The sequence below is a fragment of the Serratia sp. Ae19-1 genome, from assembly GCF_059801225.1.
In genome coordinates, this window is the sequence record NZ_JBCHWD010000005.1 from 14,525 (window position 1) to 26,981 (window position 12,457).

Sequence of the window (12,457 nt, forward strand, 5' to 3'; positions counted from 1 at the left end):
CTCCTGCTGCCATTGACGTTCCTCCCTTTTCCGCTGCCTATCAGACGTTGTCTCGCTTACACCTCTGCCGCTATGGGGAATTCGGGCATTTGTACGCGCAGATCGATATGACGTCCCTCAGGAATGTCGATAGGCTGACCATCCACATACCCTTCTTTAATATTCCGCGCGAAAACAGGAACACCGTCGTGGGTACGGTGATAACTGCGAATAATGATATCGCCATTGGTTTCAACCTGATAATCAACCCAAATCAATGCTTGCTTGTTACTGTCTAATGGGATTTCAATCCCACCGTTTATCCCCCCCCAAATTGGGTCGGCATTGAATCCGAGCGTCCCTGCCATGCGGTAAACCCCTTCGCTGAGCCTCTCCGTTTTTACCCCCAGAACGTCTTCATTGAATACGCTGCGGCCATCACCAAAGAGCTTGACTACCGGGGAGGCGGGTTTGAGATACCCATTGGTGTCCGTGATCGTGGAGGCCTCTGTCCAAACCTTGAACCACTTGCTCCACTCGGTGCCATTCCAGGTACGCAAAAACATCTTCCCACTCTGGTTTCCCGACACCCCATAACCGTAACAAGTTTGCGCCGCGCGATAATTTTCTTTGGTGTCTTCTTGACCGACTTTCCAGCCATACACATCCAGAAAATACGTCCCGACATCTTTGAACGGATTCCCCAAAGGATCCGTTCCTACCATCCCTCTGCGCGAGAAGTATCGATCATTAAAATCCAGTTTTCTCGCTGCCGTTACACCATAGGTCAATCCCCAATCTTTCAGGTTGGAAATATCCGATACCGTAGGCAAACAGGTATCACCGAAGGTTCGCCCCCAGCTGATTTTCCCCGCCGATACCGAGTTGGATACACCGGTAAAGAGTGCTCCCGATGAGCCCACAGCCATATACCCTGTTGTTGGGCCACCATCGATCGGCAGTGAGACACAGCCAAAAATGTTGTTGGGAAGTGGAGCATTGTCAGAGGCCGGCGTCACTCGATACATGTTGTAAATTCGTTGAAAAGCATCATCTTTATGCTGGGCACCTGCTCCCAGACCAAACTCCCCTTTTGAAATCAACCGGCTGTCGAGATAATCACGATCGACGACAGTTGCATCGGTCAAGTTCGCAATCACTTTTTTACCCAGAGGGCTCTCAGGTATAACGCTATCTTTGGTGGCGACATGATTCCAGTTATCGACCATAGCCATATCTACGCTAGAAATCTCATAGAAACACTGATTGATAAAGCTACCAAGATTGACATGTACCTCATACATATTCGCCGTTCGCTCAATCAAACAAACGTCAATGACCGCCGCACGCTCTTGCAGTGCGTTCCAACATGTCACCCCCGCTCGTCCAGCTGCGTTGACAGTCGAAACTTGCCCATCACCGGTACGTATAACAATACTCGCCATCGCATTATGGATCCAAGCTCCGTTATAACCTGGTCCGCCGGTAACATCGATCTTTAGCGTACTTCCACCTTGCGTAAATTTGCTGATTTCACCAAGCAAATACCATCCTGGGTTCTTTGCCGTACCAGGCATCTTCCAACGAGTGTTATTAATGACTTTTTTAACCGTGACATCCATGCTATCGAGCACTTTCCTATATCCCGGCAAGATAATGCGTTGCCCATCGTCTTTTTCTATGGTGACATCACCTGATGAAGTCAATAAATTCATCAAATCATTGCGGCTTCCTTGAAAGTAAGTTAGCAAAGCTGACAATCTTGCGGAAAACTGGCTGATATCACCTTCATAAGTAGTGATAATCGCGTAATCTTGCCCAGTGGCCGTCGAACCTGCATAAGGCGAACTTAATACAAAGAGATTGTTGTTACTTACAGATTTAATCTCATAAAGTTGATTGTCTGGAGCCAGCAAAATCGTCCCAGGCATCACGCCATTTTTTGCGTCAGCCCATTGCGTCCCCACCCCTGCGACGGATGTCCCATTGCTGACAACATTAATTTTTCCCGTTCTGTACCACATGCTTAAATTCCTTGATATGCAATTGCATCATGATTAAAAGGCAGGCGTGCCAATGCCTGCCGTTAATGACATATTTATAATTAGCAACTCACGAAAGAGAGAAATAAATAGTCGATTCTAATTACTGCAAAGGTCCAACGTTGGCATCATCTGCATCGGCAAGATCAATATCGCGAAAATCTGCCGCATGTTTTTCCTTCTCATCAACTTCCTGATTCTGAAGGACATCCAGTCGTAGATCGATCCAGCGCCCCGCCGGAATATCCATAGGCTCACCGGCAATAACCATCGCCGTATCTGCATCGAATCGCCGTTTACTGACTCTGACCGTGACGACGCCATCGTCGTCAGTCTCCGTCTCTACGAAGCACAAACGGTTGCCGTTGCCATCTTGAGGTATTTCAAACGTCCACCCCTCCTTTGCGAAGCCACGAGCACCAGTGAGGCGATAAACGCCAGTCGTGAGCTTTTCTGCAGTGACTCCCGCCGCCTCGGGATTGATCGCCGCTACGCCGGCAAGCATAAAGCCGGCTAAAAAATCACTGTTCATGCGCTGCGGATCGCTGGACAAGCGAGCAATCGGCGAAGCTTTCTTGATAAAGCCGTTGCCATCTACCGTCGTCGTCGCTTCTGTCCAGTCCTTAATCCATCCAGTCCATTTCGTACCGTTCCACACCCGGGTAAAAACCTTGCCGCTTTCAGAACCAAGGCTGCCATAACCGGAAACCACCTGCCGCGTGCGAAGCGAACCGGGCTCCGCTCCGCCATCCACTTTCCAGCTTTCAACTTTAATAAACGCGGCGCCCACCCCCAATTCCGCCGGTCGATTAATAGCGTCATTAATCACCATCAACGGACTGGACTGGTATAGCGAATCTAAATTAAGCCGAGCTGCAGCGGTGACTGCCCCCGTCAATCCGTAATCTTTGCCATTTCTCAACTCCGAAACGGCAGGAGCATAGAGATCGGTAAACACGCGCTGCCAGAATATTTTTCCTTTATTTTCCCCATAGTTGCTTCCTTGCCCTACCCAGGCATGCCGCTGCCCGCTCACCGCCAAATAAGCCGCCGATGGGCTGCCATCCAGCGGCAGGGAAACCACCGCTACGTTACCCGCACCACCTGGATAGTTAGCCGAGTCTTGATTTATCCGATAAAAACGGTTGAGCATTTCAAACGCATCATCTTTGTGCACAGAAGTGCCGCCAATCCCGGTACCATCGCCAGCCCAAATGCACTTCTGCAGATCTATTTTCTTGTTTGCCAAACTCTCGACATACTGCGCATAGATTCCCACGTTCATATTGCTGGCAGGAAGGTCGCCCTCGAAACGAGTCCCTTTGTTGACCCAACGGCTCAGCATGGTCGAAAGTGACCCTCCTTGCACCGTATAGTAGTTGGAGGCCATGAAACTGCCCAGAGTCACATAAACATCGTAATTATTTGCCGATGTTTCTACTAAAGAAAGAGCTTTAATAATAACTTCATTACCTGAGTGAACCACTCTAGCTGAAATGCGCCCACGTGAATTAACAACGTTATTCTGCGTCCCCGTTCTGATAATAACCTGTGCTCCAGTGTTATTGTAAACCTGGCCATTAAATCCCGCCCCGCCAACGATATCTATACTCACCGTTGCGCCATTTTGCGGGAAGTTCACCAGCGTTCCCCACAAATAAGTGACATCTGCCGTTGTTGTCACCGGCATCGCAAAGCGTAAACGATCGATGGAAACAAGCGCCTTGTCTTGCATATCCGCCATCAATTTGCTGTACGAAGGTACAGTGATCAACGAACCATCTTCTTTGGTTAATTTAACGTCGCCGGTACCAGTCAAGACATCGATCAACTCACTACGACTTCCCTGAAAATAGGTTAGCAAGGCGCTGAATCGAGCAGAGAACTGACTGATATCTCCTTCGTAAGTCGTAATGATGGCATAGGGTTGCCCATTGGCCGTCTCACCCGAATAACTACTGTTCAAGGTCAATGAAGCATTGCTGTTAACGCTCTTGATTTCATAGAGCTTATTATCTGGTGCCAGCAACATCATCCCCGGCATCACGCCGTACTTTGCATCTCCCCATTGTGTGCCGGTCGCAGAAACAGAGGCGCTATTAGCGACAACATTAATTTTACCCGCTTTATACCACATACTTATTTCTCCATGTTTCTAAAAATTAAATTAAGGTAATTAAACGCCAAAGAACATTCATCCTCTCCAGGACCAGAACCTATTATTCTTAAGAGGGAAAACCATCATGACAAAAGAAGAAACTATTGTGCTATCTCGATCATCCATAGCGTCAGTCTCAATTCTAATTTGCTGCTCGCCGGCATACGCTGGAATATCGATTGAAATAGCATCTTCATAAACATCCCCTCCGCTCACTCTACTGAATCGATGTTGACGAAGGATATTCCCATTCAGTTTGATTCGCATATTGCATACCGAACCTCGCGGGCTGCTGTAATACACGACCTTGATATTGGGAATGACGAGTCTCACGGCATAGTTCATTCCACCCGCATAGACGTAGGTATATACGCCATCATGCTTGCGTAGCGTCTGGGCACTGAATGCCTGCATGCTGGCAATATCACCATCTATCCTATTCGCATAAACCTTGCCTCTGACATCGCAGTTCTCATTGATGGTCACGTTGTTGAATACGCCTGAAGTGGCGAAAATACGTCCGCGCACATCCATATTACTGAACGTGGCATAACCATTCTTATTGATCGCCCATCCCTGCCGATAAGCGGGGTCGTCATGCCAAACGTAGTTTGACGACGTGATTTCCTGTGCTATTTTTGCACTGTCTATCGAAGCATTGGCGATAAACGCGGCGTTAATAAACGTCTGGCCATTTTGCACGGCAAACGGGGAGGAGACACTTCCGTTTGGATTATTCAGCAACGCAAAACGATCCGCCTGGACCAAGAACTGACTGTTGCCCGCGCCATCTACGCCCAACGCCATCCCTGCAACAAACTGCCGCCCTGCGTTGTCAGCCTGTACCTTCAAACTCCATGATGCCGATATCTTTCCGTTCAATGAAGCCTGTGCCTGTTTGACCTCCTGTACCGCCGCAGTGTTATTACCGGCGGTCGCCGTCACGTGATCAATACGTTGTCCTAATGCACTATCGGCGCTTGAACGTACGCTGCTTTCATTCAGCAGATTGGTTTTGACCTTACCCACTTCAGTATTAAGTTGAACAATCTGTTGTGAAGAGGCCGATTGGTTATCGGTAACTGTTTTCGCCAGTTGGGTAAGTGCAGCGCGGTTTCCCTCTGTTTTACTGGATATATCGGTAAGCTGTTTTGCCTGAGCGCTACCCGTATCCACCAAAACCTGCAGCTGTTGTTCAACGTTCGCTTGATTCTCATCAACCGTGCCGCTTAACGTCGTCAACTGTTGTGCCAAAGCGCTATCGGCCTGCGCCCTTACCGTCAACTCTGTGGCCAATTTAGCCGCAACGCTACCAAAATTGGCCTGCAAGCCAATCAACTGCCTAGCCTGCGCTTGTTGCTTATCGGCCAAAACCGTCTGTTGAGTCTGGAGCCCCGCAGTAATGGTGTTTTGTTGCTGAACATCCCCACTTTGCTTCAATGCCAGCTCAATATTGGCTTTCGCCGTCGCTGCCAACGATTGTGACAGACTGGCATTGGCGCTATCGGCATCAGATTGCGTTTGCTGCAGCTGCGTAATTGCAGCCTGGCTCTCCCCTACCTGGCTATTAAGTGAATCCAGCCGTTGTGATAATGCGCTGTCCTCGGTCGCGCGTACGGTGAGCTCCTGCCGCAGCCCGGCAGAAACATCGCCAAAGTTAGCCTGCAGCATAAGCAACTGCCGTGCCTGCGACTCCAGCTTGTCGGCATGAACCTCCTGTTTCGAAATAAGCCCGGCGTTTACCCCAACCTGTTCTTTCTTGCTGTTATCAAGGTTTAGCGCATTCTCAATATCCGCTTTGCTCAAGGCTTCCAGCGACTGCGTCATTCCCGCCCGTGCGCTTTCGGCATCGCTGACAACCTGCTGCAGTTGGGCCAAGGTTGCACGACTATCGCCCACTTGACTATTGAGCGAGTCCAAACGTCGTGACAGCGCGCCGTCTTCCGTTGCACGCACGGTTAACTCTTGCTGGAGTTCTGCAGAAACATCACCAAAGTTGGCCTGCAAACGTGTCAACTGCCGTGCCTGAGACGCCAACTGATCGGCCTGAACTTGCTGTTGGACGGTAATCGTGGCGTTAACTTCGTGCTGATCTTTTTTGCTGTTATCAAGATTTAATGCGTTCTCGATATCCGCTTTGCTGAGTGCTTCCAGCGATTGCGTAATGCCCGCCATTGAACTCTCGGCATTGCTGGCTGCCTGCTGAAGTACATTGATGGCCGAAGCCTGGCCATCAACGGCCGTTCCCAACGTGTTAAGCGCTTTCGCCTGAGCGCTGTCAGCTTCTGCGCGAGTCTGCGATTCCGCTGCTATCGCTGCCGTATTGGAGCCCGCTTGTGATTCCAGGGCACTGAGTTGCCGTGCCAGAGCCGACTCGCTATCCGTCAAAGTCTTCAGTTGCTGCGTAACCTGGGCCTGATTATCGCTAAACTCGGCGCCCAATCCGCCCAACTGCTCACCCATTGCCTGCTGCTGGTTAGCCAATGCTTCCGTTTTTGCCGTAACGGCCGCATTAACCCGACCTTGTTCCGCATGATGGTCATCGACAATTTGGGCACTGGCGGCCACATCCGATTCCACTTTGGCCAACGCCGCTTGAGCATCTGCCTGCGTTTGTTCCAATTGGGCGATCGTTCCCTGCTGCTTATCGGAAACGGCTTTTACCGAATTGATAACTTGGGACATTGCCTCATCGGCATCACTCCTTGCCTGCTTTTCTTGAGCAATTTGCGCCGCATTGCCCGCTGATTTGGCCACGACGGCAGCCAATTGCTCTGCCAGCGCTTGGTCCTGTTCCCGCAAGACGCTAACCTGAGAAATCACCTCTGCAATGCTGGTGCCGTCACCGCCGGTCAATGCGTCTACTTTAGCCTGTAGCTCGGTATCGGCCCGCTGCAGAGCCGCTCGCGTCCCGCTAAGCTCATGCCGGGCATCTTGAATATCTCCGGCCAACGTTTGCTTCGCCATCGTCAAATCAGTGCGTGCCAAATCGAGTGTCAGGCTATTCTCAATCGCCGCCTTGCTGATTTGCTCCAGGTTGCGCTGCAAACCTTCTACGGTCATGTTCAGATCGGTATTGGTGCCGGCAACTTGTTCTTTAACACTCTCGAGTGCCTGCTCCAACGCACCGACATCGCCGGCCAGTGCCTCCTTGTTTTGCTCAATGTCACGCTGCGCCTTAGCGATCTTATTCGCCAGATCCTGAACGTTTTGATCGGACGGCAGACTGGAGATTTTATCCAACAGTTCTTTACCTAACTCCGTCTCGGTAATGCTGTTGGCAATCTGTTCCAAAACGATATCCGCTTTATCGGAGGAAATGCCGCGTACAAACTCCGTCCATTCAGACTGTAAGCCGTTTTTATCCGTAAACGCCGCGCGAAAATACAGCGTTTGCCCCGCCCTGAGTCCTTGCATGTCATAGTTATTTTGCGGATAAGGCACGTCTGCCAACAGTTTCTCATCAGAGAAATCCGCTCGTGCAGCAACGGCTAGCGTTGTTTTCAGACCATCCTCAGCCCCTGTACCAAACATCCAGGAAAGTTGGATACCAAATACCCGATCGATAGAAGCGCGCAGCCCAACGATTCGCGGCGGTGCCCCTTCTTTACCGGCCAAATAGGTGGTTTCCGAGCGGCCCCAAGGTGAGGAGACGTCGACTGCATTAACCGCACGCACCCGAACATCATAATTGCCTGCGAAAATACCGTTGACTTCAAACCCCAGCGAAGAGGTCGCACCGATATTCACCCAGTTGCCGCTGTCTTTGCGCCATTGCGCTTCATACTTCAGCGCACCGGTCACCCTCGCCCATTGCACGCGCAGAGTGGCGATATTGATCCCTTGGCTGACATAGTCATACCGGGAAAGAGTGATATTGGCGGGTGCGGCTATCGTGCCAGGGGGGGTGACAGTAAGCGGCGGAGAATCCAACCGAACACCGTTATCGATAAACGCGTATTTATTTGGATCGTGCTCTACCGCACTGATGGTGAAAGTGCCGTCATCGTTGGATTGCACTGAAATCACGCGGAACTGTTGAACGGCCAGGTCGTCAGAATCGATGCTCCAGACCGCTTCCGTTTCCGGTTGCTGACGAAAAGCCGCAGTGAGCGTTACGGTTTTCTTGTCAGCGGCAATGCTGGCAATGGTGCGGCGTTGGGCCGTGCCATCCGGCAGATTGACGCACAAACGATCGCCCGCGGTAAACTCGACCTCACGATCCAAAACGACTGTTCGTTCCTGTGCAGTTCGGATCCTGCCGCCATTGGCCTTACCGGCCAACATCGCGTCCGCGACGCCGATAATACGCGCAGGCAGAGGAATATTGCCGTCCAGTCCAACGTTAAAACTGACGGTACGATCTTTGGCATTGCTTAAAATAGCCCAGCGACCGCGGCGATGAGCTTCGGTCCGGCGTGTGCAGCCAATAGCCGTTATTTCGGTCTGGTTCACCCCATACCGTTTAACCAAATCGTTATCGTAGGCCGCCTCAACGGCCTCGGCATAATGATTGGATGGATCGCCCCATTTGACCAACGCCGAGGTATAGCGATTCTTGTAAGAACCTGAGGCATAGGTAAACTCACCGTTAATCACGTTGGCTCGCGAATAGACAAAATCCATATCGCGCGGCATATCCGCATAGGCAAATAGCTGATCGTTACCCCAGTAGGTAATACCGCGGAAAATAGCCGAAATATCGCGTAAGACGGTGTAAGCATCTTGCTGAGATTGAATATACACATCGCACAAAAAGCGTGGTTCCTTACCCTCACCACCCAGTCCGTCACTGACGAGCTCATCACAATACTGGGCGATTCGATAGAGTCCCCATTTGTCCATTTCCAATGCGGAAACCCGGTTCCCCAACCCATAGTTCTTATCAAGCGCAATATCGTAGAACACCCAGGCAGGGTTGTTGCTCCAAGCCCATTTGAAACTGCCATCCCAAGCGCCGGAGTAACTGCGAGCCAACGGATCGTAGTTGGCGGGAATGCGTATAATCTTGCCTTTTGGCCTGACGGTAATTTTAGGGACCGCGTTGAATTGAGCTGCGTCGAACTCAATGAACAGCAGTGCCGTATTGGGATAACGAAACTTCGCGTCAACGATCTCGGTATAAGTCTGAACCTGGGTATTATTTACCAGTTTGCTGCTGGTGGAGTCCGGCGTCAGACGACTTACACGCAACGTCCAGCCGTTTGTTGCCTTGGGCAAGTTAACCCGATGGTCACGCTCATACAAACTGGTGGTTTTGCCCTCTACTTTTCCGGCAACGACCGTTTGATAAGCAGCGCCGTCGGTAGAGAGTTCAATTTTGTATTCCACAACCGCGCCATGCATATCACCGTTATTTTCATAACGAAACAGCGATGGAAATCCCATCCGAATGCGCAATGCATCAATGTCGGTATTAGTGAAAGTACGTGTCCAGGCATTGGTCGTCGTCAGTTTTACGTTGACGGAGGTTTCCGACTCAACGTCCGGCATCCCCTGAATGTAATCCTGCATTTGCGTACCATTGCGCACCTCCCATTTCAGTCCGGTGAAATTCTCGCTGCCGTCGGCATTGTGTATCAGCGTGCCATCCAGCAGAATGCGCGTGCCGTCTAGTTCGCCGGCGATCTCACCTTCCGATAACGCCAGGAGGATTTTAATTTTTGCATTGGACTGCAAGTCATCAGGTGATTCGACCGGTGTATGCGCCGCTCCACCACCACCTTTGCGCCCGCGAATAAGTGTCTGTGCCATATTGCGCCCATAAAAAAAGGCCGCCTGAGCGACCGTGATGAATAAAGAAACGTCCTATTGTTGGTTTTCGGCGTAAATGCCCGCTGAGATCACCGCTCCCCCGATCTCGCGTTCACCGTACAAAATGGGCACAGGGTAGCCCTGTGCAGTGGTATTGACCGGGGAACCGAAAGCATACGAGGGTTTGTTCTCCACCGATTGTGAAACAGACATGCCGAAGCTGGGTTGCGGTGTCAGCATCTGGATGACACCGCCCATCACCATGGAAGCACCCATCATGCTGAGCGTTGAAACGGTGAGAGAAGTTGCCATGGATGCCTTCCAAAGCGCCAACGTGCCGCCCCCTGTATAAAATGCCCCTATCAAAGCGGCAACGCCGAGCACTATCTGGAACATGCCGCCGTTCTTGCTGCCCGCAATGATCGGCATGATGCGGATCACGGCATCACCTTTCGAGGTTGCGAACTCTTCAACCCCGATATTTTGATCACCGTTGAAAAAAGCGAAGTGAATGCCTTGGCGATGAGCGCCCATCATATATTTCTCAAACCCCTCGACCGTGACGCACAACGCGCGCAAGGCTTCACAAGTATCTTCGACCACCAACCGGTGAGTCTTGCCAAACCGCTTGCCCAGTTGGCCTCCTAACCTGATTGTTCTCGCTACCTTGTTCATAACAACTCCTTACGCCTGACCACTCGTACCGTTCGTTCTTGGAAATAGCCGTTATAGGGATAACGTTGGCTTAACTGGCCATAGAGATGATGCAACATCATGCTATCCCCTAAATAAATCCCCGCATGGTTTGTCACCGGAGCTGAAATTTGCATCATGATCATGTCACCCGGCCGTATTTCTCCCGCAAATTCACGAAACCCTTCACGATACCAATGCTCGTCATAGAGTCGGGTATGACCATCTCTCCACCACTCATGCTCTACGGAGTAATTATTCAGCATGATTCCATGCTGCCGGTGGTAATAATCCATGATCAATGACCAGCAATCGGCATGTCCCAGCAGCCAGTTGCGGCCAATCAACGGACGATCGCCACGCGGTGCAATTTCGAGATAATCCCCTTCAGGCCACGACAAAATGCCCCAGACAATACCCGAATGATCGCACTGAACCCGGTCCAACTCAGAAGGAACTACATTTGGCACATCGGGATGGCTGTGAATAATGCGAATAATTTCCCCACACGCTTCCGCACGAGCATAGTCCTGCGGAGCAATAACAAACCCCTCCAGCGGGCTGTCAGCCACATTATCACACGGCAAATACCGTACTTTACGACCACTGAGTACCACAAAACCGCAGCTTTCATTCGGGTACACCGAGCGGGCATGCTCATATATGGCCTGCATAACATGTTCTTGCATGCTCATTTCCCTAAAAGATTTGAACCAGGGAAACCACCGAAGGAGAGCGGCTGGGCTTCACCAAACCTTTTTCTGCATGAGGAAACACGGCCGCCACAGACATCCAACGCGGGATCGTCCACCGGTTGATCATCTTTGTCGAAGCCGGCAACGCCGCCGTAGTCGCAACCTCTTCCTGTACGATACCAACCGCGAATACACCACGTGCACAAACCATGGATTTGCCGTGACGGCAATTGTTGCCCCTGCAAATCAAAGGGTGTGGCCAGTTGGAATTCCACGACGGTGTTAGTCTCAGCAGTTTTGCTATCGATATAAAATACCTGCACTCGTTCCTGACTGGCATCCGCCAGCGAATTGCCTGCCGGAAAGTTGCGCGCATCAAGGTATTTCACAAAGGTTTGATGCACGGAGACTTTGGCCTGGACAAGATCGCTGTACGCCAGACATAACGCAGTCACCACATTGCTGATATTAGCAACGCGCAGTTTCGGCGTAGGCTGTGAACCGTCAGTTGTCGTGGCCAAGCCGGTAATTTCATACGGGTAAGCTTCATATTCCTGGCCCCGCCACCAAATTGACCTGGGCTTCAGGCATTGCTCATCCCCTGCAGACGCGGCAAGCTCCTCAGATTCCCGAGGAAGGCTGTGCGCATGGAAGCGCAGGATGTCCGCGCCAAAACCGGTCCCATCAATTTCAATCAATTGGATAACTTCACCGGGCTCTAATTTTTGCACATCGTTGTGATATGACATGGCTCCCCCTACACCCCGAAGGCCTGTTCAAAGGTAAAACTCACCGAAAACACATTGCGTGAAATCGGTGATACCGTGATGGAGTCAGATTTGACTCTAAACAGATTTTTTCTGCCGCCGGGCGGCGTCCAGAAAAAGGCGCGGATCACATGCGCATTTAAAAAAGACAACAGCGACTCCGTAACCGTAGGGTGGCCGGTATAGACCAGCTGCCAGGATTGGGTAACGCTGTTTAACCCATTGCTGCTGATTTGCTTATATCCGTCGCCAAACTGTGCGCTGCGGACATTGTGAAAAAAGTTGCCGACAGGTGCCGCCTGCGTGCGCCATTGAAAAGTATCGATTGGCATATTTACTCCAGACATAAAAAAACCCGCCGTAGCGGGT

At 51.0% G+C, this 12,457-nt stretch carries 7 protein-coding genes; all 7 read right to left on the reverse strand.

Going from position 1 to position 12,457, the window contains the following annotated elements; all coding sequences use genetic code 11:
- Nucleotides 1-56 precede the first annotated feature (56 nt).
- Complete coding sequence (locus AAIE04_RS15285; RefSeq protein WP_154747710.1) at nt 57-2,003, reverse strand: phage tail fiber protein; 1,947 nt, start codon at nt 2,001-2,003, stop codon at nt 57-59.
- Between the two features lie 121 nt (nt 2,004-2,124).
- On the reverse strand, nt 2,125-4,158 hold the full coding sequence (locus tag AAIE04_RS15290; protein ID WP_060441076.1) for a phage tail fiber protein: 2,034 nt from the start codon (nt 4,156-4,158) through the stop codon (nt 2,125-2,127).
- Between the two features lie 57 nt (nt 4,159-4,215).
- Nucleotides 4,216-9,933 (reverse strand): TipJ family phage tail tip protein, encoded by a 5,718-nt coding sequence (gene gpJ, locus AAIE04_RS15295; protein ID WP_498577280.1) that lies wholly within the window; start codon nt 9,931-9,933, stop codon nt 4,216-4,218.
- Nucleotides 9,934-9,987: 54 nt separating this feature from the next.
- Complete coding sequence (locus tag AAIE04_RS15300; RefSeq protein ID WP_060441078.1) at nt 9,988-10,608, reverse strand: tail assembly protein; 621 nt, start codon at nt 10,606-10,608, stop codon at nt 9,988-9,990.
- Nucleotides 10,605-11,315, reverse strand: a complete 711-nt coding sequence (locus AAIE04_RS15305) for a C40 family peptidase (protein ID WP_019455556.1) — start codon at nt 11,313-11,315, stop codon at nt 10,605-10,607. Before AAIE04_RS15305 ends, AAIE04_RS15300 begins: the two co-directional genes overlap by 4 nt.
- A gap of 2 nt (nt 11,316-11,317) precedes the next feature.
- Nucleotides 11,318-12,070 (reverse strand): phage minor tail protein L, encoded by a 753-nt coding sequence (locus tag AAIE04_RS15310; RefSeq protein WP_498577281.1) that lies wholly within the window; start codon nt 12,068-12,070, stop codon nt 11,318-11,320.
- 8 nt (nt 12,071-12,078) lie between these two features.
- Nucleotides 12,079-12,420 (reverse strand): phage tail protein, encoded by a 342-nt coding sequence (locus tag AAIE04_RS15315; protein WP_498577282.1) that lies wholly within the window; start codon nt 12,418-12,420, stop codon nt 12,079-12,081.
- Nucleotides 12,421-12,457 lie beyond the last annotated feature (37 nt).

Coding starts and splice junctions, on each gene's coding strand:
- AAIE04_RS15285 (WP_154747710.1), bottom strand. CDS start 2,003: ATGTGGTACAGAACGGGAAAAATTAATGTTGTCAGCAATGGGACATCC.
- AAIE04_RS15290 (WP_060441076.1), bottom strand. CDS start 4,158: ATGTGGTATAAAGCGGGTAAAATTAATGTTGTCGCTAATAGCGCCTCT.
- gpJ (WP_498577280.1), bottom strand. CDS start 9,933: ATGGCACAGACACTTATTCGCGGGCGCAAAGGTGGTGGTGGAGCGGCG.
- AAIE04_RS15300 (WP_060441078.1), bottom strand. CDS start 10,608: ATGAACAAGGTAGCGAGAACAATCAGGTTAGGAGGCCAACTGGGCAAG.
- AAIE04_RS15305 (WP_019455556.1), bottom strand. CDS start 11,315: ATGCAAGAACATGTTATGCAGGCCATATATGAGCATGCCCGCTCGGTG.
- AAIE04_RS15310 (WP_498577281.1), bottom strand. CDS start 12,070: ATGTCATATCACAACGATGTGCAAAAATTAGAGCCCGGTGAAGTTATC.
- AAIE04_RS15315 (WP_498577282.1), bottom strand. CDS start 12,420: ATGCCAATCGATACTTTTCAATGGCGCACGCAGGCGGCACCTGTCGGC.